This is a genomic window from Nocardioides sp. B-3, assembly GCF_024703895.1.
In the GTDB taxonomy this organism is placed as follows: Bacteria; Actinomycetota; Actinomycetes; order Propionibacteriales; family Nocardioidaceae; genus Nocardioides.
On record NZ_CP087968.1, the window covers coordinates 2,170,858 to 2,192,956 of the forward strand.

A 22,099-nucleotide genomic window follows, 5' to 3' on the forward strand; every position below is an offset into this window, starting at 1 on the left:
GCGTCGCCCAGCTCTGTCACGACTTCGGCCTGACACCGGGGCTCGCACTCCAACAACCACTTCGACGTGTCGCTCGCGATGTTCACCCACGTCGGTGCCGCGGCACCCGGCGAGATCACCGCGCTCGACACCCACTGGATCTGGCAGGACGGGCAGGGCCTGACGAAGGACCCGCTCCAGATCATCGACGGCGCCATCGCCGTACCCACCAAACCCGGGCTGGGCGTCGAGCTCGACCGCGACCGGTTGGCCGAGGCCAACGCGCTCTACCTCGAGCACGGTCTCGGCGCCCGACGACGACGCCGCGGCGATGCAGTTCCCGGTGCCCGACTGGTCATTTGATCCGAAAAGACCCTGTCTGGTGCGGTGACACGTACTCTCGAAGCTCCCCCGCGAACGGATCGTCGTCCCTTGTCTTGTCTCGACCTGCACCGACCGAGCCCGGTCGCCGTCATCAAGCGCGTCTCGCTCAGCCTGCTCATCGCCGTGGTCATCCCGGCCGTCGTGTTCTACGGCGTCTTCGTGCTGGCCGGCGTGTGGCCCACGATCGTCGCTGCGCTCCTCTGGTCGTACAGGCGCCATCGCCCGGCGCGCAGTGACCCGTCGGCGTACCTCCGGCCTCCTGATCCCGGCGGCCATCCTGCTGACTGGCCGCACGGCGCTGTCCTTCGCCGCGGACAGCACGTGGCTCTACTTCCTGCAGCCGGTCATCAGTGACGGCGCGGTCGCGGTGCTGTTCCTGCTGTCGCTCGCCAGCGCCCGGCCGATGGTGGCGCGACTGGCCGGCGACTTCTACCCGATGGACCACGAGCTGGCCGCGCGGCCGCGGGTCCGGCGCCTCTTCTTCCACCTCACGGTGATGTGGGCGGTGCTCGGGCTCGCCAAGGCCAGCATCACCCTGTGGATGCTGCAGTCGCAGTCGCTCGAGACCTTCATCCTCGTCAAGAGCGTCTCGATGCTGGCGATCAACGTGCTGGCCGCCTTCGCCACCATCGGTCTGGCGGGACTGGTGGCGCGCAAGGAAGGCCTGATGGGGTCGGCCGGGCTGGTCCCCGTCGTCGCCTAACCACCTCGATGGTGGAATGAGCAGGTGAGCAAGACGACCGCGGCCCGTCCGCGCCAGACCACCATGGCCGGCGTGATGGTGATGCTGGCCGCCGTCTTCGTGGTGCTCGCCGCCTTCGACCGGGTCGCTCGACTGCGGTCGCTCGAGACCCGGGAATCGCTCGAGCGGGTCATCGACGACCTGCCGGGCGGCTTCAGCCCGTCGGTCGAGTCGGTCATCCGGGTCTCCCACGTCGTCGCGATCGTGGCCGCGCTGTGCGCCGTCGCTGCTGTCGCGCTCGGCTGGCAGGTGCTGCAGGGCAGCCGACAGGCGCGCACGATCCTGTCCGTCCTCGCGGTGCCGATCTTCGTGACCGGGCTCGTCGCCGGTGGCTTCATGTCGTCGATCGTCACGGTCGCGACCCTGATGCTGTGGCTCTCGCCGTCGCGCGAGTGGTTCGCCGGCAAGCCGATCCCGGAGCCGGTGAAGAAGGAGTCGGTGACGACGGACCCGGTGGCGAAGGAGCAGCCCGCCATCGGCTGGCCCCAGCCTGTCGCCGGCCCCACACCGACCAAGCGCCCCGACCCGCTGACGGTCGCGATGGTGCTCACGATCGTGGTGGCGGGATTCATCCCGGTGTCGAGCCCGGTCACCCTCGTCGTCCTCATCACCCAGCCCGACCTGATGCTCGACGAGCTGCGCCGGACCAACCCCGAGCTCGAGGAGCAGGGCGCCTCTGACCGCCTCCTGCTGGGGGCCTCCTACGTCTCCGTCGGCCTGATGGTGGCCGTGTCGGGACTCGCGGTCGTCCTCGCCGTACTCATGGCGAAGCGCCGGGCCCGGGCGGCGCGCCTGCTGCTCATCTGCTCCGCTGCCTGTGCGCTCTTCTGCATCATCGCCGCCATCGCCTCACCCATCGCCCTGATCCCGGCCGCGGCCGCGATCGCCACCGTCAACTGCTTGCGGCGTCCCGAGGTCCGGGCCCGGCTCGACGCGCGCTGACGCGTAGCCGTACTCACGCGCAACGCCCGGCAGCCCTTCTAGGTTGGCGAGCATGCGCTTCCTCCGGTTCCTGTTCATCGCCTTCGCCTCCCTCGTTGCGCTCGTCGTCGCGATCTACCCGGTCGTCAACGTCGTCGGCGTGCTCGCCGCGCATGCCGAGCGCGACGCCCTCAGCGACCAGATCACGCAACGCCTCGATGAGGAGCTCACCGCGTCGCAGCAGCGCCCGACGCGGTCGCCGAGCGAGCAGGTGTCGAGCCGGCCCACAGCTGGGCAGCCCAGCACTGCGCGTTCGCGACCACCGAGAGCGGCTGGATGGTGCAGGACTACCGCGAGGTCTGCTCCCCGGAGTCGGTGAACGCCCGGCAGGTCGACACCGCGACCGAGGCGGTCGCGATGGTCGGTGAGCAGCTGCCCGCCGATGCGGACCCGATCGTGAGCGGGCCGTGCCACACCTACACGGTCGCGGGTGATTCTGTACGGCGACGACCTGACCGTCCTCTACATCGAGCCGAGCGACCGGGGCGACCGCTGGTGCGAACCCACCGACCGCTACGACCAGCGTCGGCCGGTCGTCGGCGAGGTGCCCGAGCTCGACGACACCCGGGGCTGGCTCGTCGTGGTGGACACGAAACGCCCGGTCGACGAGACCATCGGCTGCGCCCACTGGAGCGTGCTGTTCTGCGACAACCCGTTCGGGCGACGAGCTCGCCCGGGGGCGAGCCGCCGGCCTGATCAGCGGGACAGGTCCACGGAGGCCAGCAGCGCGACTCCCGCGGAGATGAGGTCGGGCTCCTTGCAGAATGCCCAGCGCACGAGGTGCCGGCCCGCGTCCCGGTCGTCGTAGAACGCCCGGTTGGGGATCGCGACGACGCCCGCTCGCTCGGGCAGCGCGAGGCAGAACTCTCGACCGTCCGACCACCCCGGGTGGCTGATGTCGGTGGTCGCGAAGTAGGTCCCCTCGGGCACTCGCGCGTCGAGGCCCGCGGCGGACAGGCCGGCGACGAGCAGGTCGCGACGGGACTGCAGCGACCGCGCCAGCTCAGCGGGGAAGCCCGGCTCCTCGTCCAGCGCGTGCGCGACAGCGGGCTGCAACGGTGATCCCGACGTGAAGGTCAGCCACTGCTTCGCGGCCAGCACAGCGCTCACGAGCGCGGACGGGCCGGTCGCCCAGCCCACCTTCCAGCCCGTGAACGAGTAGCTCTTGCCCGCGCTCGACAGCGTCAGCGTCCGCTCCCACATCCCCGGCAGCGTCGCGAGCGGGATGTGCTGGTGCCCGTCGAAGACGAGGTGCTCGTAGACCTCGTCGGTGATCACGATCAGGTCGTGCTCGATCGCGAGGACGGCGACGGCCTGCAGCTCCTCGATCGTCAGCACCGTGCCGGTCGGGTTGTGCGGGGAGTTGAGCAGGATCGCGCGTGCGCGCGGCCCGATCGCCCCGTGCAGGGCCTCCACGTCAAGGCGGAACGACGGCGCTCGCAGGGTCACCGGTCGGCGTACGGCGCCGCACATCTCGATCATGGCGAGATAGCTGTCGTAGTAGGGCTCGAGGACGACGACCTCGTCACCGGGATCGATCAGCCCGAGCAGCGCCGCCGCGATGCCCTCGGTGGCGCCGGTGGTGACGACGACCTCGCGATCGGGGTCGAGCTCGATGCCGTAGTGCCGCCGCTGGTGGCGCGCGATCGCCCGGGCGCAGCGCGGGGACGCCGATGCCGGGCGCATACTGGTTGGCGCCGTTCTCGAGCGCCGCCACCGCGGCCGCGATCACCGACGGCGGACCGTCCGCGTCGGGGAAGCCCCCGGCCGAGGTTGATCGCCCTGGTGCGTACGGCGAGCGCGGACATCTCGGAGAAGATCGTCGGCGGGATGCCGTCGAGCCGGCGTGCGAGCCGCGATGAGTTCATGCGCGCGACCCTACGACCTGCGCTGGGACTCCACTCAGGGCACGATGTTCTGGTTGAGCCGGAAGAGGTTGCCGGGGTCGTAGGCACGCTTGACCTCGGTCAGCCGCGGGTAGTTGCCCGCGAAGTTGTCCTCGACCTTGTCGGCGTCGTCCTCGGCCATGAAGCCGAGGTAGCCGCCGCGCTCGCTGTGGGGTGAGATCGCGTCGTAGTAGTCGCGGACCCACTGGCGACGCTCTACGTCGAGGGCGGGGTCCTGCCACGCGGACAGGATCACGGCGGCGTACGTCGCGCTGCGGTAGGCGAACGCCGTGTCGCTCGGACTCAGGTCGTGCGCGGCGCCGTTGATCGGGTAGAGGTGCATCGTCGAGCTCGCGTCGGGAGCGTGCGGTCCGTGGGCCGGGTGAGCCTCGATCGCCTCATCGGTCAGCTCCATGACGTAGGCGCCCTTCCAGTAGCTGCGGATCCCCTTGGGGAACAGTCCGTCGAACGCGCCGTTCAGCTGCGGATAGGGCCAGACATCGCACATCTCGGCCACGCGCGGGGCGAGGTCGCGGAAGGGCTGCATCGCCTTCTCGCCCTCGTCCATCGGCCCGGTCCAGTGCACGATCGCGACGCAGAACGTGTCGCCATGACGGTCCTCCGGGACGAAGGGCAGCGGAGGCGCAACCCGGAAGGCCGGGAACGCGCCGTACTCGCGTGGCGCATCCCGGATCCAGTCGCGGAAGAATCGCAGCAGGTCGCCGGCGTGCTCCAGCTCGTAGAAGAAGAGCCCGACGTAAGCATCCTTGACCGGTCGCACGTTGAACTCGAACGACGTGACGACCCCGAAGTTGCCGCCCCCGCCCCGGATCGCCCAGAAGAGGTCGGGGTTCTCCTCGGCGCTCGCGGTCCGGACCTGTCCGTCCGCCGTCACGACCTCGGCCGAAGCCGGGCAGTCGATCGACAAGCCCTGCCCGCGGGTGAGGTAGCCGATCCCGCCGTTGAGCGTCAGTCCGCCGACACCGGTGGTCGAGACGATGCCTCCCGTGCTGGCGAGTCCGTAGGCGTGGGTCGCGTAGTTGTAGTCGCCCCACGTGGCACCGCCTCCCGCTCGTGCCGTGAGCGCTCGCGGATCGACGTGGACGCCGCGCATGCCCGACAGGTCGATGACCAGTCCGCCGTCGGTGCTGCCGAATCCCGGCGCGCTGTGCCCCCGCCGCGAACCGCCAGCTCGAGGCCGGCGTCTCGGGCGTAGTTGACGCCGGCCACGACGTCGGCCACCTGTTCGGCCCGGAGGATGGCGAGAGGCTTGCGGTCGAACATGCCGTTGTGCACGGCTCGCGCATCGTCGTACGCCGAGTCTTCGACCGTGATGATCTGAGCCCGCACCTGCTCGCGCAGCGCATCGATGGAGGTGCTCATGGTGTGACGCTCCTTTGTGGGACCCGCGACCCCCGACCGATTTTGACGCTACTCCGAGCGGGCGGCCGCGGGATCCCCTGTCTTGGGCACTTCCGTGACGTGCGGGAGGATGCCCCCATGACCACTGACGCCACCCTCGCGGCCGACATCAACGCGCTCTGCCGCCTGACCGGGGGAGTTCACGCTCCGCTCGGGACAGGTGGCCGACACCTACTTCGACAAGTACCTCTTCGAGGCCGACCCCGCGCTGCTCGACCGGGTCGCGACCCAGATGCTCGGCCTGCTGCCGGAGGACACCGACCTGCTCGGCGGACTGGAGATGGGCGGCATCCCCATCGCCACGATGGTCAGCGCCAAGACCGGCACGTCGGCGCTCTTCGTGCGCAAGAAGGCCAAGGACTACGGCACCTGCAAGCTCGCCGAAGGGCCGGCCGTCGAGGGTCGTCGCGTGACGATCATCGAGGACGTGATCACGACCGGCGGCGCCGTACGGGATGCCACGAATGCCCTGCGTGAGGCGGGCGCGATCGTGGAGACCGTCGTGTGCGCGATCGACCGCTCACCGGCTGGGGAGAACCCGCTCGCCGACGTAGGCCTCGAGATCCGGGCCGTGCTGACCCGGGCCGAGCTGGACGCCGCTCAGACGTCCTGACCGGCGATGTCGCGGTCGGGCACGCCGTCACCGTCGTTGTCCAGCGCCTCGGGGGCGTTGGTGCGCTTGTGGCGCCACCACTCCCCGAGCGATCGGGATCAGCGAGAACGCCGGGATGATGATGATCAGCTTGTCGATCTGCTCGCCCGGGCTCGGGAACGCTGAGCCGAGGAAGTAGCCGAGCAGGGTGATCGACAGCACCCAGCCCACCGCGCCGACCGGGGCTCCACAGGATGAAGCGGCCGCGGTCCATGCGGGTCACGCCCGCGACGACGGTGATGTAGGTGCGGACGAACGGCACGAAGCGACCGATCACCAGCGCCTTGTTGCCGTGCTTGTCGAAGAAGGCGGTCGTCTGATCGAAGTACTTGCGCTTGAGGATGCGGCCGTCGCGCTCGTAGAGCGGCGGCCCGATCTTGCGGCCGATCTCGTAGCCCGCGACGTTGCCGCCGATGCCGGCAGCGGTGAACAGCGCGAGCGCCACCACGAGCTCGACCCACTCCGGGCCGGGGAAGACGTCGATGCGCTCGGTCGCGATGAAGAGCCCCATCGCGAAGAGCAGGGTGTCGCCCGGCAGGAACGGGAAGAAGAGGCCGCACTCGACGAAGATGATGGCGAGGCTGAGCCAGAAGAGAGCGCCCCCGAACTCGCGCAGCAGCCAGTTGGGATCCATCCAGTCCATGCCGAGCAGGAGGGGCTGGAGATCCGGGAGCAAGGTCACGCCGGTCAGCCTAACCGGGGAATCCCCATAGGGTTGCGTCGTGGAAGAGTCCCTCGACGGTGAGCAGGAGCGGGCGCCGTACGACCCGATGCCGCACGGCCAGCCCGAGGTCGGGCTCGGGCCGTGGGAGGGCCCGTGGCCCGACGGCGACCACTACGACCCCGACCTGCTGCGCGACGGTGATCGGCGCAACGTCGTCGACCGCTACCGCTACTGGACGCTCGAGGCGATCGTCGCCGACCTCGACACGAAGCGGCACTCCTTCCACGTCGCGATCGAGAACTGGCAGCACGACTTCAACATCGGCACCATCGTGCGTACGGCGAACGCGTTCCCGGCAGCGGAGATCCACATCGTCGGCAACCGCCGCTGGAACCGGCGCGGCGCCATGGTCACCGATCGCTACCAGCACGTGCGCCACCACCCGACCGCCGCCGACCCGGCTGCGTACCTGCACTCGATCGGGGTGCGCCTGCTCGGGATCGACAACCTGCCCGGCAGCGAGCACCTCGAGACGATGACGATCCCGCGCGACGTCTGCTTCCTCTTCGGGCAGGAGGGGCCGGGCCTCTCGGAGGTCGCGCGCGAGGTGTGCGACGGGACCTTCTCGATCGCGCAGTTCGGCTCGACCCGGTCGATCAACGCGTCGTCCGCGGCCGCGATCGCCATGCACGCGTGGATCAGGTCGTACGCCGACGTGTCGGCCGAGGACGCTTGGCGCGGCTGACGCCGGCCTAGTAGAAGTCGGACCTCAGCATCGCCACGGCCCACAAGGCGCCGCCGACGATGGCGAGGACCCCGGTGATGGCGCCGGCCTTGCCGGTGGCCGATGCCGGGTGTGGCCCGATCGAGCAGCGACGAGGCCCAACACGATCGCGACGATGCCCGGGACGATGGCGGGGAAGGCACCCAGTGCCCGGACCAGGGCTGCCGCCGGCGGTGTTCCCCTCGCGGGCGATCTCGAACGCCCACATCTGGAACGAGTTGGACAGGACGCCGCCACCCGGGATCGTGGTCAGGCCGAGCGCGAAGGCGATGACCCCGGTGGTCAGGGCCCGCTCGGGGTCTTCCTCGCGCTGGACGCCGTGCGTCAGTGTCTCGTCGATGCTCATGGTTCCCCCGTGATCTGCCCGGGCTGACCCCGGACGGTGCGGGAAGGCTAGTGCACCCGACAGTGCTGGATCGTCCCCCTCCCGGTGCCGGGGATCCAGCACTGTTCTCGTCAGTGCGTGACGGACTCGCCGAGCGCGACCTGCAGGGCCGCCAGCCCGCGCGAGCTGTGGCTCTTCACCGTGCCCTCGGCCAGCCCGAGCTCGCGAGCGGTCTCGCGCACGTCGAGGCCGCAAGCGCGATCGGTTGTCAGGCCGACTCGGGCAACAGGAAGTTCAGCGCGGAGCGGCCGCGTGCGGCGTGCAGGAGGACGAGCTCCGGGCTGATGCCGATGGCGTCGGCCACCTCGGCGACCGGCAGGTCGAGCCAGTCGTGCAGGACGAGTGCCTTGCGCTGGATCGCGGTCAGGGACTGGAGCCCGTCGAAGAGCAGCGACTCGTCCTCGATCGGGTAGTCGTCGCCGTGGGCGTTGCAGCTGCGCGGCGTCGGGGAGTGGGTGACGACCGCGCGCCCCGGGCAGCGGTGGACGAACGCGTCGGCCGCGGCGGTGCTCGGGTCGCGGTGCCAGCCGTCATAGAGGCGGGTGAAGGTCGCCAGCACGAGCGCCTCGGCCTGCGTCCAGTCGCAGCAGATGGCGTGGGCCAGACGGCGTACGTGCGGGCCACGCTCGGCGACGTAGTCGGAGAACGCCCTGGACGGACGGCAGGGCGTGGCGGTGCCATCGCGCGATGCGGGGGAGCGGGAGGAAGGCCGCCGGCGGCTGGTCGATGCCGTCGAGCGACGAGTCGATCTCGTGCACCCAGTCGATGCTGGTCGTCATGGTGTTCCCCCTTCGCGCCCTTCGGGCGGCGTCCTACCGTTGTTGACGCAGTGGCTCGCCGTTTGGTTGCGAGGAAAATGACACGGGTCTGGACCGGTTCGGGCCCGTGGGCGCGGATTCGCCGACCCGCGGGTAGCCATTAGGGTCGGGTCGACAAGTTGATCGCACTGTTCTTGATCGTATTTTTCGAGGAGCTCTCCATGCCCATCGCCACCCCCGAGGTCTACGCGCAGATGCTGGACGCAGCGCAGGAGAAGTCCTTCGCCTACCCCGCCATCAACGTCTCGTCGTCGCAGACCCTCAACGCGGCCCTGCAGGGCTTCGCCGACGCCGGCTCCGACGGCATCATCCAGTCTCTCGACGGGCGGCGCGGAATACCTCTCCGGCCCCTCGATCAAGAACATGGTCAGCGGTTCGGGTCGCCTTCGCCGCCTACGCCGCCGAGGTCGCGAAGAACTACCCCGTCAACATCGCGCTGCACACCGACCACTGCCCCAAGGACAAGCTCGACGGCTTCGTCCGCCCGCTGATCGCCATCTCGGCCGAGCGCGTGGCCCGCGGCGAGAACCCGCTCTTCCAGTCGCACATGTGGGACGGCTCGGCCGTGCCGCTCGAGGAGAACCTCGAGATCGCGCAGGACCTCCTCGAGAAGTGCGCCGCCGCCAAGATCATCCTCGAGGTCGAGATCGGCGTCGTCGGTGGCGAGGAGGACGGTGTCGTCGCGGAGATCAACGAGCAGCTCTACACGACCCCCGAGGACGCGCTCGCCACGCTGCGCGCGCTCGGCAGCGGCGAGAAGGGGCGCTACATGACCGCGCTGACCTTCGGCAACGTGCACGGCGTCTACAAGCCCGGCAACGTCAAGCTGCGCCCGGAGATCCTGCGCGAGGCGCAGGCCGCGGTCGCCGCCGAGCTCGGGCTGGCCGCCGACGCGCGTCCCTTCGATCTCGTCTTCCACGGCGGCTCCGGCTCGACCGCCGAGGAGATCGGCGCGGCCGTCGACTACGGCGTCATCAAGATGAACGTCGACACCGACACCCAGTACGCCTTCACCCGCCCGGTCGCCTCGCACATGTTCAACAACTACGACGGCGTCCTCAAGGTCGACGGCGAGGTCGGCAACAAGAAGTCCTACGACCCGCGCGCTCGGGGCAAGGCCGCCGAGGCCGGCATGGCCGCCCGGATCGTCGAGGCCTGCCAGAACCTGCGCTCGGCGGGCACCTCGCTCGGCGCCTGACGCCTGCCTGATCCACTCGGCGCGCGCTTCGCCGTACGCCGGAAGACCCCCTGTCTCGGGCATGCGCGACCCCGGCCCCACTCGTAGGTTCGAGTGCGGCCGGGAGTCGCCCGGCCACACCACGGGGAGGTTCACCATGCGTTCAGTCAGTTCACGGCATCGCCGATCACGCGCCGCCGTCGTCGGCGTCGGGGCCGTCGCCCTCAGCCTCGTCTCGGCCTCCGCCAGTGCGGTGGTGGCCGCCGGGGACGATCCATTGGCACTCGCGACCGCGATGCTCGGTACGGCGACCGCGACCGGCGCTTCGCTGGCCGTGGACTACGAGTGCGTGGCCGATGACGGCGCGACCGCCGAGGACGAGGGCGAGTGCCCGACAGGCGTCGGGGCCAGCCCGATGGCCGGCTTCCCCGACCAACGGCTCGACCTTCGCCATCATCACGTCGGGCAACGCCGCGCTCGCCGACGATCCGAATGACGACGGCGGCTCGGGCCTGAGCTGGGGCGTCGACGCCACCCCGATCGGACCCGGTGTCTTCGACCACCAAGTCGTCCGCATCGACCTCGGCGCAGCGACGGGCAACTGCCTCGCCTTCGACTTCAAGTTCCTCTCGGAGGAATACCCCGAATACGTCAACTCCGGCTACAACGACGCGTTCATCGCCCAGCTCAACACTGGTCGGTCACGGCCGACCCGGCCACCCAGTCGATCAACGCACCCGGCAACTTCGCAGCCGGTGTCGGTGACGCCATCTCGGTCGACGGGGTCGGACCGAGCGCGATGACCGCCGAGCAGGCCGCAGGCACGACCTACGACGGGGCGACGCTGCCCCTGATCGCGCGCACGCCGGTCACGCCCGGCGCGACCAGCTCGCTCTACCTGACGATCTTCGACCGGGGGCGACGGGATCCTCGACAGCGCCGCCTTCGTGGACAACCTGCGCTACGAGAACGTCAGCTGCTGCGCAGTGCAAGTCGCTCGCCGTCGACCCGTTCGAGGGGACGACAGGTGTGGTGGCGACGCCCGGCACGGCGGGTGCGTTCTCGCCGGACCCGGCGACGTTCACGGTCCCGCTGACCAGCAACCTGCCGACCGGCCCGATCGACACCAACCTGACGGCGACGGCTGCCTTCCTCAACTGGGGTGACATCGTCCCGCGCGTCAGCGCCCGCATGGCCGCGAAGGCCACCACGGCTCTCGGCTCCGGGACCGCGAAGATCCCGGCCGGTGGCGCCGGCAACCTCGTGCTCACGACGACGCCGGAGGGCGTGGCCGCGGTCAAGGCGGCGAAGGCCGCGCCGGCCGTGCTGCTCGCGCAGGCCAAGGCAGCGATCCAGAAGGCCAAGAAGCTCACCAAGAAGGCGAAGAAGCTGAAGAAGGCGGCCGGGACGGCCCCGCCCCTCAAGGCGGCGAAGCTGCTCAAGAAGGCGAAGAAGCTGCTGAAGAAGGCGAAGAAGCTCAGGAAGAAGGCGGCCGCGCTGACCGCACAGAGCAAGGCCCTGTCCGCGCAACCGCTCGGCACGGTCGTCGTGACCATGACCAACACCAGCAACGGGAAGTCCGAGCTGCTGAGGATCCAGTCCCCCGCTGAGCTGTGTGGGTCGGGCGCTCCCCCATCCCGGGCGCTCGACCCACACGTTGGCCTCAGCGCACGCCCGCCTCCCCGAGAGGAGGCGGGCGCTGCCCATGAGTCAGCGGGTGAAGAGCTGCTGGCACACCCGGAGGTCGACCTTGACCTGCTGGCCGCGGTCGACGACGACCGGCACGGTCTCCAGCACCCGGCCGTTCTGCTCGCAGGTCAGGGTCCAGGCCTCGATCAACGGCGCCGTCTGCTGCTCCGTGGCGTTGTAGAGCGAGGCCACGGCCGTGTAGGTCGGGGTCACGGAGGCGAAGTTGATCACCCGGATGACGTAGGTCCCCGGTGCCGGGGCGTTGATCGTCACCTTCTCCTTCTCGGCCGCGAAGTTGCCCGAGCTGCCGACCGCGGTCAGCGTCCCGTCGGCGTTCTTGCGGTAGACCTCGAGGTCCGGGTCGTCGGGGGTCGGCCAGTCGAGCGTGATCTGCAGGATCTCCCGGTCGGTCTCGGTGACCGTGAAGTCGTGGTCGACCGAGGTCGTGGGCGCCGCGGTGCCGGTGAACGTCTCCGAGCGGGTCGGCTCCTCGGCGAGGACCTTGACCAGCCGGGACTGCACGACCGGGCGGGTCGAGGGGTTGACGTCCCACACGAAGCTCTTGCCGCTGGTGACCATGGTGGCCTCGAGGGAGTCGGTGAAGTCGTTCTCTGGGCTCCGGGTGGGCGTGGAGAACTCCTTGCGCAGGCGCAGGGTCGCACCGGCGGGTGCCTTGCCCGAGATCACTGAGTGGGTGGCCCGGTCGATGGCGCTCTCGAACGCCACGAGGTAGGCCTCGCGGTTGCCCTTGCCGACGAAGGCGCCGGCACCGAGGTATTCGTCGACGACCTTCGCGAACGGCGGGTGGAACTCGTCGGGCCCGATCTCGAACGTGTAGCCGAAGCCGCCGGTCGCGTTGTAGGACCAGTCCTCCGTGGTGCCGGTGGTGTCGTACAGCTCCCAGCCGTGGATGTTGGCGTAGCCGTTCTGCGCGGCCATGTCGGCGCCCAGCTCCTTCAGCGCGTGCTCGTCGGGCGCGTCGCCGACCGGCAGGCCGTCATGTCCGATGGTCGTGGGGTTCACGCCGTTGGGACGCAGCACCGAGGTTGGAGAACGTGTGGTTGGAGATCATCATCGTGACCCGGCGGTTCGAGATCAGGTTGCGCACGTTGCGGGTCTCGGGCTCCGAGAAGGGCCCGGCGCCGCGGTAGGTCGGGTCGGCGAACAGGTCGGACGCACCGGGACCGCCCCAGAACCCGCCGTAGTTGCGGTTGAGGTCGACGCCGATGCCGAAGCCGCCGGGGCTGGTCGCGCTGAAGGCGGCGCAGGTGCCGTCGGGGGTGTCCCTGGTCGTCCACGACGCGACAGTTCTTCCGCTTGTAGGCGTTGCCGGGCGTACCGAGGATGGCGGCCGTGCCACCGCCGTCGAGCTCCGCGCAGGTCGACGGCCCGGCCGTCGGTGTAGGACAGGTGGAAGCCGTCGGGGTTGGCGACCGGCACGACCACCATCCGGCCCTTCTGGGCGAGGCCGGTGATCCGGGGATCGCCGGCCTTGATGCCCTTGACGAGGTCGATGGCGAACTCCATCGCGTGCTCGCCCGAGGGCCACTCGCGCGCGTGGTGCAGGCCGAACATGGCGAAGGTCGGGCGGCCGTCGCGGCGGGCGACGTCGGCGGCGATCTCGACGCCGTAGGTCGCGCGACCGTCCATCGTCGGCTCCGGCAGCGTGATCAGCTTGACGATGTCAGGGTTGTCGCTGGCAAGCGCCTTCAGCTCCGCGTTGTAGTCGGCCGGGCTGCGGTAGGCGTCGCGCCCCGACGGCAGGGCCGTGCGCAGCGTGGCGGCCGCGAAGAGGTCGTCGAGCCGGTTGATCTCGCCCTGACGTCGCACGAGGTCGGGGATGCGTACCTCGAAGGTGAACCCGGCTGCCTGCAGCGCCGAGCGCTCCGGGGCGGAGTGCAGGACGACCTCGACGTAGTCGTGGCCGGCATGCTCGGTGAGGTCGAGCCCCGGGGTCTGGAGCCGGTCCTTGACGGCACGGGTCGGGGTGTCGACCGTGACGAGCTGGGGCGCGAACGTGTCGGTGAGGCCGAGCACGGTTCCCCTGGGCCGCCGTGGGTACGGCGAGGGCTGCCGCGGCGAGCGCGAGCGCTGCCGGGGCTCCGGCCGCCTTCAGGCGACGACGGGACGAACGAACGAGCATGATTCCTCCGAAGGGGGTGTGCTGCGGCGGATCGTCGCCGCTTCCTCATCAACGGCGGGACGTGGCCTGCGTCACGCCCCCCGGTGCCAGCGGCTCAGCGCACGCCCGCGTTCCCGGGGATGTCGTCGGGATCGCCGTACGGCGATGTGTGGGACTGGTGCTCGGTGAGGTCCTTCTGCACGCGCGGGTCGTCGGCGTCGGCGAAGTAGTCGAACGGGATGGTCTCGTCCCTGCCGTTGGAGACCTTCAGGGCGTTGAGGACGGCCGTGAGCACGACGGTCACCAGCAGGTTGAGCGCGAACGCCGTCATGGCGATGTAGCCCATCTTCTCCGGGCCCGGGATCAGGGCCAGCGAGCCGCCGAAGTGCTTGCCGGTGACCGGGTTGATCACCCGGTAGGCCTCGACGGTGCCGTACACGATGCCGACCGCCCAGCCCGCGAGCAGGCCCCAGCGGTGGAACCAGCGGGTGAACAGGCTGAACACGATCGCCGGGAACGTCTGGAGGATCCAGATGCCGCCCAGGAGCTGGAAGTTGATCGCGTTCTGCTTGTCCAGCGTCAGCACGAAGACCCGGGGCGAACGCCTTCACGACCAGCGACATCAGCTTGGAGACCTTCGCCTCCTGAGCGGGGGTGGCGTTCTTGTTGAGCCACTCCTTGTAGATGTTGCGGCTGAAGGTGTTGGCCGCCGCGATCGACATGATCGCCGCCGGCACGAGCGCGCCGATCGCGATCGCGGCCCGAGGCGACGCCGGCGAACCACGCGGGGAACATGTCCTCGAACAGCTGCGGGATGACGAGCTGGGCGTTGGGCTCGCCGTCGAGCCCGATCGGCGTGGTGCCGGCCGCGATGGCCACCCAGCCGAGCAGGGCCAGCAGGCCGAGCACGAAGGAGTAGGCCGGCAGGATCGCGGCGTTGCGACGGATCGTGTTCCTCGAGTTGGAGGACAGGGACGCCGTGATCGAGTGCGGATACATGAACAGCGCGAGCGCCGAGCCGAGCGCGAGGGTGGCGTAGGCCCAGCCGGCTCCGACGCCGGGCATGAAGGAGGACGTGGGCTTGATGCCCGCCTCCACCGCGGCGGCATTGTTCGCCGTCATCTTGTCCCGGGGCGGCACCGAAGATGTTGTCCCAGCCGCCGACCTGACCGGGCAGGTAGATCACCGCGACGATGATCACGAGGTAGATCAGGATGTCCTTCACGAAGGCGATCACCGCGGGTGCACGCAGGCCGCTGGAGTAGGTGAAGGCAGCGAGCAGCGCGAACGCGATGAACAGCGGCAGGTCCTTGGCGATGATGTTGTCGCCGCCGCCGAGGCCGGCCACCTCGAGCACGGCCTCGGATGCCGACCAGCTGCAGGGCGATGTAGGGCATCGTCGCCACGAAGCCGGTGACGGCCACGGCCAACGACAGCGATCGCGCGTCATGGCGGCCCCGGACGAAGTCGGCGGGAGTGACGTAGCCGTGCCGGTGGCTGACCGACCACAACCGCGCCATGAAGATGAAGATGATCGGGTAGAGCACGATCGTGTAGGGCACCGCGAAGAAGCCGGCGACGGCTCCGGTCGCGAACATCGCCGCGGGCACGGCGACAAACGTGTAGGCCGTGTAGAGGTCACCGCCCAGCAGGAACCGGGTGATCCAGGTCCCGAACTTGCGACCGCCCGTGCCCCACTCGTCGAGCGACTCGAGCCCGTCACCACGCTTGAAGCGCGACGCCATGAAGCCCGCCACGGTGACGATGCCGAACAGGACGATGAGGACGCTGAGGGCGACCCCGTTGATGCCGGGGTCCGCTGCCATCGGCAGCACGAGGGCCCTCATCGCTTGCCCCCGTTGTTCTTCCGCGCGGCGAGGGTGAGGCGGTAGGCGCCGTACGTCAAGGCCGAGCAGAGGAAGACCCAGAGGAACTGGTACCAGAAGAAGAACGGGAAGCCGAAGAGCTCCGGCTCCACCTTGGTGTAGGTCGGCACCGCCATCAGCGCGACGATCGGGATGACGAGCAGCACGCCGGCCGCGATCATCATCGCCCTGTTGGTCGGAGGGGGCCCGTCCTCAGGGCGCGGCCGGTCGGTTGGTTCGTTCCCGAGAGTCATTCCGGCACGATAGCGCGCCGGCTGTGACGGGGGTCACCCCCCGCCGGGTCTGTTGTCAGCCCGGGAGCGCGTCGTACGCCGCAGCGCTGGAGTCGCGCAGGAACTCCGAGCACCGCTCCCACTCGGCCGTCTCGCCGATCGCGCGGGCGCTGAGGGCGAGCAGGGCCGGGCAGGTCAGGAAGCCGCGGTTGGGGGCGTGCTCCCACGGGACCGGGCCGTGGCCCTTCCAGCCGTTGCGGCGCAGCATGTCCAGCGAGCGGTGGTAGCCGACGCGCGAGTAGGCGTAGACGGTCACGTCGTCGGCGCCTTCGGCCTTCGCGAGCTCCGAGAACGCGGCCCACGCGGCGGGGGACTCCGGGTGTCGGCGTACGACCGCAGCAGCGGCCTCTCCGCCCGCCAGCTCCGCGGCCGCCGGGTCCTCGGGAAGATGGGTGGGCGGGGGCCTGCGAGAAGATCGACGTGTGACATGGCGCAAGAATGCCATGCCCGAGCTGGTCATTCGCGGGAGCGTGTGAAGCTTTCTGGCGGCCAAGGGGAGGGGCGGGGGTTCTCCGCCCCGGGCGCCGGCTCGGAATTCACCGGGGCCTCCTCGACCTCGTCCCGGAACCGCTCCTCAGAGCGGCGGACGAACTCTCGGAACAGGTCCGCGTTTCCATCGGTCCGGCGCACGAAGCTCTCCCAGTCGGACCTACCGTCCCGGACCTGCCGGGCGAACTCCTGCATGTCTCGCCCCATGTCGCCGCGCGCAGCGATCTCAGTGAGTTCCTTCTTCTCGTCCTCGGTCAGCAGCGGTCGTTGTCGCTCGGCCGTCAATCGCTCCCGTGCCTCGGCCAGATCCGCGTGTAGCCGCGCACGAGCTGTGGCGATCGCCTCGCGACCGTAAGGGTCAGCCATTGCTGGGCGCGGCGGGCAGGTTGACAGGGTTGAGCTCGTCGTAGAGGACCTCGAGGTAGCCGACGATGAGGCTCAGCACGTCGAGGAACATCTGAATCTTGTCCCACGCCTCCTTGACCTTGTGGAAGGCGTCCCACGCCTTCATCGCGAACTTCGCCCGGCCGTAGATCGGGATCCACTGGCTAGCCCGGGCGCTGGCCACCGTGTCGAGCGCGAACAGGATCAGGTCGATGGCGAGCTGGGCCATTTCGACGGCGTCAGCGGCGATGTCCGCCAGATGCTTGGCGACCCGGTCGAAGTCGATCCCTTGCTTGTCGAGGATTTCCTTCCACTCGTCCATCCGAATGATGGTGGCCGAGGCGGCGTCGCCGGTCCACGTCTTCGCGACTATGACGTTGGCGTTGCGGAGATACCGGGAGTAGCTGCTGGTCGCGGACCCGACGGTGTACCACGCGTTCGACTGCTTCGAGACCTCGACGACGTCACCGACCAGCCAGTCGGTCACCTCGCGCCGCACGTCGTAGCCACAGACCGTCTCCGGGGCCCGGGCGAGCTGATCGAACGGGAAGCCGAAGTCGATCTCGGGCAACTCGGACTCGGTTGGCGACGGACTCCCGAAGTCGGTCAGAGGGTTGCCGTAATAGGTGGCAGATCTGCCGTCGTCCGTGATGGTGGCGCGTCCGCCGTGACGCTCGGCCTCCCGGCCGTCGGTGGTGCGAAAGTCCTGCAGTGTGCGGTCAATCGCGACTGCGCTGGCGCCCATCAGGGAGATCTGGTCAGCGAGCAACTGCTTGATCTGCGGGAGTAGTGAGGCGTAGCCGGCGGCGAGCGGGTCGAGCAGTTTGCCGAAGTCCGTTCGGGTGCAGTGGGAATCGGCAAAGCTCGACGTCTTGCGGAGATATCCGGAGACGTCGTCGACGACGTCGGCATAGCCTCTGAGGTCGCCGAGCTCCACTGTTGTCGCGTTGCTCATGTGAAAGTTCCTCAGGTTGGCGTGACCGGGGGTTGCCCCTTTGCGGGCTTCGTCAAACGTGATGGGCTCACGATCCTCACCCCGGGCGGACGACGATGGCCAGCAGGGCGCCGCAGGCAAGCGCAGCCCCGACTATCAGCAGCCACTGGAGGCTGCGGCGCCACGACCTCAGCTGCGAGATCAGCAGCGCGAAGGTCACCGCGACGCCCAACACGATCGTCGCCACGCGCGGTGCGGTCGGTGCGTCCGGACTCAGTGCGGCGACCGTCGCACCGAGGAGGGCGATGATGCCCGCCAGCCGGAGGGCGTAGGAACGAGTGATCGACTCGAACATCCAGCCAGCGAGTCCCGCGTTGGAGGTGTCGTCCGGTATGTCTAGGGGGTGCAGGGGCTTCTTGGTCATGAGTTGTCCGATGCTGGAACGAGAAGGGTCCGCACCGTGTCAGCCCCGAGCGCCACGATCAGCGTGGGCAGGCGCGGACCGCGGTCGGCGTCGACGAGCAGGTTGTAGAGCAGCGTGAAGAAGTCCTTCTGGTCGGCCTTCACCGGTCGGTCGGGGCGTCGTCGAAGCCGAGACCGCGGGCCACCTTGGGTACGCCGTAGACGACCGTCGTCACCGAGTCGAGCTCGAGCTCCGTGGGCAGCCGGTCCAGGAAGATCCGCAGCCACAGCTCCTCGTCCTCGGAGAGCGCCGCGAGCCGGGCGGCGTCCGGGGTGGACCGCACGGTCGTCCGCTCGGACTCCGGCAGCGACGCGGTCCACGCCATCGCCCGCGCCGGGGCGAGGCTCCGTGTCGGCGACGGAGTCGTGCGGGAAGCCGACGTGCTCGACGACCCGGCTGATCAGGTCGGCGGAGCCCGCGGTGACGTCGGCGACCGAGGAGAGCGTCCGGAAGGGGACAGCCACCGACGGCACCGGCAATGGACCGCCGGCAACCGTCGAGGACGCCCGCTCGAAGGCGAGCACCGCGACGTCCCGGCTTCGCGGGGTCGGAGGCCTTCTTGCGCAGGGCGTCCCACTCGTCGTACAGGCGAACGACCTCGGGACCGAAGTCGATCGTGAACGCCTGCTTGGGTGCCCGGCGGGTGTAGAGCCAGCGCACCATCGGCGCCTCGAGGATCGCAAGGGCGTCGGCCGGGGTGGGGACCCCGCCGCTCGACGACGACATCTTCTGCATGCCGGCGATGCCGACGAAGGCATACGTGACGCGCGCGGGCGCCTGCCAGTCGAAGATCGAGGAGACCAGCTCCCGGCCGACGGTGTAGCTCGAGCCGGGGGTCATGTGGTCGAGGCCGGCGGGCTCGAAGTCGACCTTCTCCCACGCCCACCGCATCGGCCAGTCGACCTTCCAGACCAGCTTGCCGCCGTCCTGCGTGGCGACGTTGGTCGAGCCGACGAACCCGCAGACGCGACAGGTGTAGTCGAGGTCGGTGCTCTCGTCGTCGTACGCCGTCACGTCCGTGGTGTCGCGACCGCAAGAACCGCACCACGGCTTGTAGGGGAAGCGCGACAGGTCGCCCGTCCCCTCGAAGTCCTCGTTGGCGACCGAGTCGGCCGGGGACGCCTCTTCTTCCTCCGTCTCCGCGGCCGGCGCGGCCTTGGTGCGGTAGCGACCGAGGACTTCGTCGATCCGGTCACGGTGCTTGATCGCGTGCAGGATCTGCTCGCGGTAGGTGCCGGCCCGGGTACATCTGCGTCTGGTCGATCTCGTCCATCTGGACGCCCAGCTCGGCCAGCGACGCGCAGCGGCGCCTTGAAGTGCTCGGCCCACGACTCGTGGCACTCCCACGGATCGGGTACGGCGCTGAGCGGGCGACCGATGTGATCGGCCCACTCGGCGGGGACCCCGGCGGGCACCTTGCGGAAGCGGTCGTAGTCGTCCCACGAGTGCAGGTGGCGAACGGCGAGCCCGCGGCGGCGGAGCTCCTCGGCCACGAAGTGCGGGGTGAGGAACTCGCGCAGGTTGCCGAGGTGGATCGGGCCGGACGGGCTGGCGCCGGACGCGACCGTGACGAGGTTGCCCTCGCCCGCGTGCCGGATGGCGTCGTCCGCTGCGCGCGTCACCCAGTCGATGGGTTCGCCGGACTGTCCGCCTCGTGCCATGTCTCGTGTGCTCCCGTGCTCGTGGATCGTGAGCGGCAAGGCTATCGGGACATGACGAGGGCACCGGAGCCGTCCCCTGCGGCGACTCCGATGCCCTGCGCGTCAACGGTCCCCGTCCCGAAGGACAGAAACCGGTCCAGTGGCACACCCCCGCGATACACCGGACCCTGACGCGTCATCACATTCTCGGGGTGGCCAGCGCCTGCCACATGGCTCGCGCGTGCCGGTGGCACTAACCTGCCACCATGGCTGTTGACGTGCCGTCCTCCGTGCTGACCTCGCTCGGCCTCACGCGGGACGCCGAACGGCTCTACTACCAAGTGGCGCCGACGTCGGGGAAGACCATCGACGCAGTGGCCCAGCTCCTCCAGTCCAGCCGTGAAGAGCTGCTGACCCGGATGACCCCGCTGCTCGACATCGGCCCGGTCGCGCTCACGGGGGAGAAGGTGGTCGTGCCGCCGATGGCGCTGGTCGTCGCCGACCTCGTCAGGGAGGAGTCCGGCCGCGCATCGACCGTCGCCCGTCGGCTCGACGCGCTCGCCCGGGCCGTGCCGCACCTCGTCGCGGCCGCGACCCGGCCGGCCGAGGCCGACGTCTCCGAGACCCGCCCGATCGAGGGCGAGCTCAGCTCCGGGGGCAACCCGCTCGAGCTGATCGGCCAGATGCTGCGCACCAGTCGCGGCGACATGTTGTGGCTGCGCCCGGACGCATGGGCGATGCCCCGCGGAGTCGGCGGTCAGCCGGGTGCTCGCCGAGGCGATGGCCGGCGGACGCAAGTCACGCGCGATCTATCCGGTCCGTGCCCTCAACGAGGCCCCCGAGGCGCTGCGGACGCGCGCGCCCGGGCGAGCAGATCAGGGTCATCTCGGAGCTGCCGACACGGATGTTCATCCTCGGGGACGCGCACGCCGTGCTCCCCGAACCGCTCGGCTACGCCGACGAGCCGCGGGTCCACATCCGGCAACGCTCGGTGGTCGCGGCCCTGACCCACTGGTTCGAGGCGCTGTGGGCGACGGCGACCCCGGTGCCGGCGTTCGACACCGGCGAGGCGAGGCCCGACCTGCGCCGCTTCCTGCTCGAGCAGCTGGTCGCGGGCGCCCGGGACGAGGTCATCGCCCGCAAGCTGGGGATCAGCCTGCGCACGGTCCGCCGCCGCATCGCCGCACTGATGACCGAGCTCGGCGTCGACACCCCGCTTCCCGGGCCGGCGTCGAGGCCGTCCGCCGCGGCTGGCTCTAGCCGGGCAGAACCATGTCGTACGCCGCAGCCTCGAGCCGCCGGGTCCGCGACCGCTCGGGTCCGTAGATCTCCCCGTCGGCCGAGACGGAGAAGGCCTCGCCGCGCACCGACACCTCGCGGCCGCGCAGGTAGAGCACGTCGTCGCGCTGGTGGTGCTCGCCGCGGGAGAGGTGCAGGGCGTAGCCGACCTTGGCGGTGGGGGCGACGGCCGGGGCCACCATCACGTCGAGCTGGCCGCTCTCCGGATCGGCCTCGGGGGTCAGCTCGGTCCCGCCGCCGACGCTGGTGCCGTTGCCGATCGCCACCATCAGCACGGGCTGGTCGACGTCGACCACGACCCTGCCGTCGAGCTCGATCCGCAGCCGGTGGCTGGGCGGGTTGACCGCCGCCCTCAGCGCACCGATGGGATAGCCGAGCTTGCCGAGGTTGAGCTTGCCCACACCGATGCTGCCCGGGCGCGACTTCCACGTGTGGCCGTGGCGGCTGGCCTCCGCGCCGGCGCCCACGTGCACGTTGTTGACCACGATCTCGCCGGTCTCGTCGACGATCAGGTCGACCGGTCGCGGCTCGCCGTCCAGCACGAGCCGGGCGGCCTCCTCGATGTCGAGCGGGATGCCGGTGCTGCGGGCGAAGTCGTTGCCGGTGCCGAGCGGGAGGAGGGCCAGCGTCTTGCCGGTGAGCTCGTGGCGCTTGTGCAGCGCAGCGACCACGGCGTGCAGGCTGCCGTCACCGCCGGCGACCACGATCCGGCGAGACCCCGCGCGGTGCAGCACCCCGTCGAGCTCGCCCGGGTTGCTGGTCGCGGCCACCTCCACGGAGGCGCTTTCACGCAGGATCGCCAGCGCCCGCTCGAGGGTCTCCCCGGTCCGAGGTGCCGGCGTCGGAGTTGGTGATGACGAGCAGGGGGTCCATCCGGCGGACAGTAGCCGACGGGCCGCGACCGGCCCGTCGCCGTACCGGATCAGGATCGTCGGACCAGTGCGGTCGACCGGCCCGCGTGCGCTAACGTGTGGTCGCAAGAGCTCCGGTGCACTTGTGCCGGAGTTCGTTGCTTTTCCAGTGCCGTCTCACCTCAGGAGGGCTGCA

32 protein-coding genes and 4 pseudogenes are annotated in these 22,099 nt (G+C 69.9%); 12 read left to right on the top strand and 24 right to left on the bottom strand.

The genetic code is table 11. The annotated features are described in order from the left end of the window. Positions 1-78 precede the first annotated feature (78 nt). The 5 genes from LP418_RS14330 to LP418_RS14350 all read left to right on the top strand — a co-directional run bounded on the left by LP418_RS14330 (position 79) and on the right by LP418_RS14350 (position 2,782). Positions 79-342, top strand: coding sequence for an enolase C-terminal domain-like protein (locus tag LP418_RS14330; RefSeq protein WP_257956783.1), 264 nt, complete (start codon positions 79-81; stop codon positions 340-342). Positions 343-595: 253 nt separating this feature from the next. Continuing rightward, on the top strand, positions 596-1,066 hold the full coding sequence (locus LP418_RS14335) for a hypothetical protein (protein ID WP_257956784.1): 471 nt from the start codon (positions 596-598) through the stop codon (positions 1,064-1,066). 24 nt (positions 1,067-1,090) lie between these two features. Next, positions 1,091-2,047: a hypothetical protein gene (locus LP418_RS14340; RefSeq protein ID WP_257956785.1), complete on the top strand. Its 957-nt coding sequence runs from the start codon at positions 1,091-1,093 to the stop codon at positions 2,045-2,047. Between the two features lie 52 nt (positions 2,048-2,099). Continuing rightward, positions 2,100-2,405 carry a hypothetical protein gene (locus LP418_RS14345; protein WP_257956786.1) on the top strand — a complete coding sequence of 102 codons (306 nt, stop codon included), beginning with the start codon at positions 2,100-2,102 and terminating at the stop codon, positions 2,403-2,405. Further along, positions 2,363-2,782 carry a hypothetical protein gene (locus LP418_RS14350; RefSeq protein WP_257956787.1) on the top strand — a complete coding sequence of 140 codons (420 nt, stop codon included), beginning with the start codon at positions 2,363-2,365 and terminating at the stop codon, positions 2,780-2,782. The genes LP418_RS14345 and LP418_RS14350 overlap by 43 nt, the downstream gene beginning before the upstream one ends. Here the strand turns inward: LP418_RS14350 and LP418_RS14355 are convergent, their stop codons facing one another. After that, positions 2,783-3,772: an aminotransferase class I/II-fold pyridoxal phosphate-dependent enzyme gene (locus LP418_RS14355; RefSeq protein ID WP_257956788.1), complete on the bottom strand. Its 990-nt coding sequence runs from the start codon at positions 3,770-3,772 to the stop codon at positions 2,783-2,785. On the opposite strand from LP418_RS14355, the gene LP418_RS14360 reads away from it, so the two are divergent. Beyond that, positions 3,760-3,948: a hypothetical protein gene (locus LP418_RS14360; protein ID WP_257956789.1), complete on the top strand. Its 189-nt coding sequence runs from the start codon at positions 3,760-3,762 to the stop codon at positions 3,946-3,948. The genes LP418_RS14355 and LP418_RS14360 overlap by 13 nt on opposite strands. Before the next feature lie 40 nt (positions 3,949-3,988). On the opposite strand, the gene LP418_RS14365 is transcribed toward LP418_RS14360, so the two are convergent. Next, complete coding sequence (locus tag LP418_RS14365) at positions 3,989-5,086, bottom strand: FAD-binding oxidoreductase (protein ID WP_336275994.1); 1,098 nt, start codon at positions 5,084-5,086, stop codon at positions 3,989-3,991. Between the two features lie 468 nt (positions 5,087-5,554). Here LP418_RS14365 and pyrE point away from each other — a divergent pair, with 468 nt between their 5' ends. Next, entirely contained in the window at positions 5,555-6,007 is a 453-nt protein-coding gene (gene pyrE, locus LP418_RS14370) for an orotate phosphoribosyltransferase (RefSeq protein WP_257956790.1), read from the top strand. Positions 6,008-6,034: 27 nt separating this feature from the next. On the opposite strand, the gene LP418_RS14375 is transcribed toward pyrE, so the two are convergent. Further along, positions 6,035-6,208 carry a hypothetical protein gene (locus LP418_RS14375; protein ID WP_257957334.1) on the bottom strand — a complete coding sequence of 58 codons (174 nt, stop codon included), beginning with the start codon at positions 6,206-6,208 and terminating at the stop codon, positions 6,035-6,037. An 82-nt stretch (positions 6,209-6,290) separates the two neighbouring features. Further along, a pseudogene (locus LP418_RS14380) lies at positions 6,291-6,689 on the bottom strand (DedA family protein); the annotation flags it as partial. Positions 6,690-6,816: 127 nt separating this feature from the next. Between LP418_RS14380 and LP418_RS14385 the strand changes: the two are divergent. Further along, positions 6,817-7,455, top strand: a complete 639-nt coding sequence (locus LP418_RS14385) for a TrmH family RNA methyltransferase (protein ID WP_257957049.1) — start codon at positions 6,817-6,819, stop codon at positions 7,453-7,455. A 7-nt stretch (positions 7,456-7,462) separates the two neighbouring features. Here the strand turns inward: LP418_RS14385 and LP418_RS14390 are convergent, their stop codons facing one another. The 4 genes from LP418_RS14390 to LP418_RS14405 all read right to left on the bottom strand — a co-directional run bounded on the left by LP418_RS14390 (position 7,463) and on the right by LP418_RS14405 (position 8,658). After that, positions 7,463-7,840: a hypothetical protein gene (locus LP418_RS14390; RefSeq protein ID WP_257956791.1), complete on the bottom strand. Its 378-nt coding sequence runs from the start codon at positions 7,838-7,840 to the stop codon at positions 7,463-7,465. A gap of 110 nt (positions 7,841-7,950) precedes the next feature. Further along, entirely contained in the window at positions 7,951-8,091 is a 141-nt protein-coding gene (locus LP418_RS14395) for a sigma factor-like helix-turn-helix DNA-binding protein (protein ID WP_257957050.1), read from the bottom strand. Continuing rightward, positions 8,088-8,438 carry a sigma-70 region 4 domain-containing protein gene (locus LP418_RS14400; RefSeq protein WP_257956792.1) on the bottom strand — a complete coding sequence of 117 codons (351 nt, stop codon included), beginning with the start codon at positions 8,436-8,438 and terminating at the stop codon, positions 8,088-8,090. The genes LP418_RS14395 and LP418_RS14400 overlap by 4 nt, the downstream gene beginning before the upstream one ends. After that, complete coding sequence (locus tag LP418_RS14405) at positions 8,410-8,658, bottom strand: hypothetical protein (RefSeq protein ID WP_257956793.1); 249 nt, start codon at positions 8,656-8,658, stop codon at positions 8,410-8,412. Before LP418_RS14405 ends, LP418_RS14400 begins: the two co-directional genes overlap by 29 nt. A 200-nt stretch (positions 8,659-8,858) precedes the next feature. On the opposite strand from LP418_RS14405, the pseudogene fbaA reads away from it, so the two are divergent. Together fbaA and LP418_RS14415 are read left to right on the top strand one after the other, a co-directional pair. Next, positions 8,859-9,895 (top strand): annotated as a pseudogene (fbaA, locus tag LP418_RS14410) (class II fructose-bisphosphate aldolase). Between the two features lie 335 nt (positions 9,896-10,230). Beyond that, a complete protein-coding gene (locus LP418_RS14415) occupies positions 10,231-10,677 on the top strand; it encodes a choice-of-anchor L domain-containing protein (RefSeq protein ID WP_257956794.1) in 447 nt (148 codons plus the stop codon). A gap of 66 nt (positions 10,678-10,743) precedes the next feature. On the opposite strand, the gene LP418_RS14420 is transcribed toward LP418_RS14415, so the two are convergent. The 15 genes and pseudogenes from LP418_RS14420 to LP418_RS14485 form a co-directional block, all read right to left on the bottom strand. Further along, entirely contained in the window at positions 10,744-11,388 is a 645-nt protein-coding gene (locus LP418_RS14420; protein ID WP_257956795.1) for a hypothetical protein, read from the bottom strand. 196 nt (positions 11,389-11,584) lie between these two features. Continuing rightward, entirely contained in the window at positions 11,585-12,604 is a 1,020-nt protein-coding gene (locus LP418_RS14425; RefSeq protein ID WP_257956796.1) for a pre-peptidase C-terminal domain-containing protein, read from the bottom strand. Beyond that, positions 12,561-12,923: a M14 family zinc carboxypeptidase gene (locus LP418_RS33505; protein WP_442940205.1), complete on the bottom strand. Its 363-nt coding sequence runs from the start codon at positions 12,921-12,923 to the stop codon at positions 12,561-12,563. Before LP418_RS33505 ends, LP418_RS14425 begins: the two co-directional genes overlap by 44 nt. A gap of 32 nt (positions 12,924-12,955) precedes the next feature. Further along, a pseudogene (locus LP418_RS14430) lies at positions 12,956-13,600 on the bottom strand (M14 family zinc carboxypeptidase); the annotation flags it as partial. Positions 13,601-13,800: 200 nt separating this feature from the next. After that, positions 13,801-14,271: a hypothetical protein gene (locus LP418_RS14435; RefSeq protein WP_257956798.1), complete on the bottom strand. Its 471-nt coding sequence runs from the start codon at positions 14,269-14,271 to the stop codon at positions 13,801-13,803. Next, positions 14,265-14,807 carry a hypothetical protein gene (locus tag LP418_RS14440; protein ID WP_257956799.1) on the bottom strand — a complete coding sequence of 181 codons (543 nt, stop codon included), beginning with the start codon at positions 14,805-14,807 and terminating at the stop codon, positions 14,265-14,267. Before LP418_RS14440 ends, LP418_RS14435 begins: the two co-directional genes overlap by 7 nt. Then, entirely contained in the window at positions 14,804-15,511 is a 708-nt protein-coding gene (locus tag LP418_RS14445; RefSeq protein ID WP_257956800.1) for a sodium:solute symporter family transporter, read from the bottom strand. The genes LP418_RS14440 and LP418_RS14445 overlap by 4 nt, the downstream gene beginning before the upstream one ends. Before the next feature lie 17 nt (positions 15,512-15,528). Beyond that, positions 15,529-15,735, bottom strand: coding sequence for a DUF3311 domain-containing protein (locus LP418_RS14450; RefSeq protein ID WP_257956801.1), 207 nt, complete (start codon positions 15,733-15,735; stop codon positions 15,529-15,531). Positions 15,736-15,859: 124 nt separating this feature from the next. Beyond that, positions 15,860-16,303: a DUF3151 domain-containing protein gene (locus LP418_RS14455; protein ID WP_257956802.1), complete on the bottom strand. Its 444-nt coding sequence runs from the start codon at positions 16,301-16,303 to the stop codon at positions 15,860-15,862. Beyond that, the gene (locus tag LP418_RS14460) at positions 16,300-16,617 is read right to left on the bottom strand and encodes a hypothetical protein (protein WP_257956803.1); all 318 of its coding nucleotides are present in this window, start codon (positions 16,615-16,617) and stop codon (positions 16,300-16,302) included. Before LP418_RS14460 ends, LP418_RS14455 begins: the two co-directional genes overlap by 4 nt. A gap of 73 nt (positions 16,618-16,690) precedes the next feature. Further along, positions 16,691-17,671 carry a hypothetical protein gene (locus LP418_RS14465; protein WP_257956804.1) on the bottom strand — a complete coding sequence of 327 codons (981 nt, stop codon included), beginning with the start codon at positions 17,669-17,671 and terminating at the stop codon, positions 16,691-16,693. A 76-nt stretch (positions 17,672-17,747) separates the two neighbouring features. Further along, entirely contained in the window at positions 17,748-18,074 is a 327-nt protein-coding gene (locus LP418_RS14470; protein ID WP_257956805.1) for a hypothetical protein, read from the bottom strand. After that, the gene (locus LP418_RS14475) at positions 18,071-18,217 is read right to left on the bottom strand and encodes a hypothetical protein (RefSeq protein WP_257956806.1); all 147 of its coding nucleotides are present in this window, start codon (positions 18,215-18,217) and stop codon (positions 18,071-18,073) included. Before LP418_RS14475 ends, LP418_RS14470 begins: the two co-directional genes overlap by 4 nt. Before the next feature lie 67 nt (positions 18,218-18,284). Beyond that, entirely contained in the window at positions 18,285-19,505 is a 1,221-nt protein-coding gene (locus LP418_RS14480) for a hypothetical protein (RefSeq protein ID WP_336275995.1), read from the bottom strand. Then, positions 19,424-19,774: pseudogene (locus tag LP418_RS14485) on the bottom strand (hypothetical protein); the annotation flags it as partial. The pseudogene LP418_RS14485 and the gene LP418_RS14480, both read right to left, overlap by 82 nt. Before the next feature lie 245 nt (positions 19,775-20,019). Between LP418_RS14485 and LP418_RS14490 the strand changes: the two are divergent. Both LP418_RS14490 and LP418_RS14495 read left to right on the top strand, forming a co-directional pair. Next, positions 20,020-20,760, top strand: a complete 741-nt coding sequence (locus LP418_RS14490) for a hypothetical protein (protein ID WP_257956808.1) — start codon at positions 20,020-20,022, stop codon at positions 20,758-20,760. Between the two features lie 19 nt (positions 20,761-20,779). Next, positions 20,780-21,013 carry a hypothetical protein gene (locus tag LP418_RS14495; RefSeq protein WP_257956809.1) on the top strand — a complete coding sequence of 78 codons (234 nt, stop codon included), beginning with the start codon at positions 20,780-20,782 and terminating at the stop codon, positions 21,011-21,013. Here the strand turns inward: LP418_RS14495 and LP418_RS14500 are convergent. Then, complete coding sequence (locus LP418_RS14500) at positions 21,010-22,032, bottom strand: diacylglycerol/lipid kinase family protein (protein WP_257956810.1); 1,023 nt, start codon at positions 22,030-22,032, stop codon at positions 21,010-21,012. The two genes, LP418_RS14495 and LP418_RS14500, sit on opposite strands and share 4 nt — an antisense overlap. Between the last annotated feature and the right edge of the window lie 67 nt (positions 22,033-22,099).

What these genes read in the sequence shown, in the direction of transcription:
- LP418_RS14360 (WP_257956789.1), top strand. Translation starts at nt 3,760, where the DNA reads ATGCCGGGCGCATACTGGTTGGCGCCGTTCTCGAGCGCCGCCACCGCG.
- LP418_RS14355 (WP_257956788.1), bottom strand. Translation starts at nt 3,772, where the DNA reads ATGCGCCCGGCATCGGCGTCCCCGCGCTGCGCCCGGGCGATCGCGCGC.
- LP418_RS14385 (WP_257957049.1), top strand. Translation starts at nt 6,817, where the DNA reads ATGCCGCACGGCCAGCCCGAGGTCGGGCTCGGGCCGTGGGAGGGCCCG.
- LP418_RS14345 (WP_257956786.1), top strand. Translation starts at nt 2,100, where the DNA reads ATGCGCTTCCTCCGGTTCCTGTTCATCGCCTTCGCCTCCCTCGTTGCG.
- LP418_RS14450 (WP_257956801.1), bottom strand. Translation starts at nt 15,735, where the DNA reads ATGATGATCGCGGCCGGCGTGCTGCTCGTCATCCCGATCGTCGCGCTG.
- LP418_RS14445 (WP_257956800.1), bottom strand. Translation starts at nt 15,511, where the DNA reads ATGGCAGCGGACCCCGGCATCAACGGGGTCGCCCTCAGCGTCCTCATC.
- LP418_RS14405 (WP_257956793.1), bottom strand. Translation starts at nt 8,658, where the DNA reads ATGACGACCAGCATCGACTGGGTGCACGAGATCGACTCGTCGCTCGAC.
- LP418_RS14390 (WP_257956791.1), bottom strand. Translation starts at nt 7,840, where the DNA reads ATGAGCATCGACGAGACACTGACGCACGGCGTCCAGCGCGAGGAAGAC.
- LP418_RS14455 (WP_257956802.1), bottom strand. Translation starts at nt 16,303, where the DNA reads ATGACCAGCTCGGGCATGGCATTCTTGCGCCATGTCACACGTCGATCT.
- LP418_RS14470 (WP_257956805.1), bottom strand. Translation starts at nt 18,074, where the DNA reads ATGACCAAGAAGCCCCTGCACCCCCTAGACATACCGGACGACACCTCC.
- LP418_RS14330 (WP_257956783.1), top strand. Translation starts at nt 79, where the DNA reads ATGTTCACCCACGTCGGTGCCGCGGCACCCGGCGAGATCACCGCGCTC.
- LP418_RS14440 (WP_257956799.1), bottom strand. Translation starts at nt 14,807, where the DNA reads ATGACGGCGAACAATGCCGCCGCGGTGGAGGCGGGCATCAAGCCCACG.
- LP418_RS14490 (WP_257956808.1), top strand. Translation starts at nt 20,020, where the DNA reads ATGGCTGTTGACGTGCCGTCCTCCGTGCTGACCTCGCTCGGCCTCACG.
- LP418_RS14365 (WP_336275994.1), bottom strand. Translation starts at nt 5,086, where the DNA reads ATGCGCGGCGTCCACGTCGATCCGCGAGCGCTCACGGCACGAGCGGGA.
- LP418_RS14465 (WP_257956804.1), bottom strand. Translation starts at nt 17,671, where the DNA reads ATGAGCAACGCGACAACAGTGGAGCTCGGCGACCTCAGAGGCTATGCC.
- LP418_RS14415 (WP_257956794.1), top strand. Translation starts at nt 10,231, where the DNA reads ATGACGGCGCGACCGCCGAGGACGAGGGCGAGTGCCCGACAGGCGTCG.
- LP418_RS14350 (WP_257956787.1), top strand. Translation starts at nt 2,363, where the DNA reads ATGGTGCAGGACTACCGCGAGGTCTGCTCCCCGGAGTCGGTGAACGCC.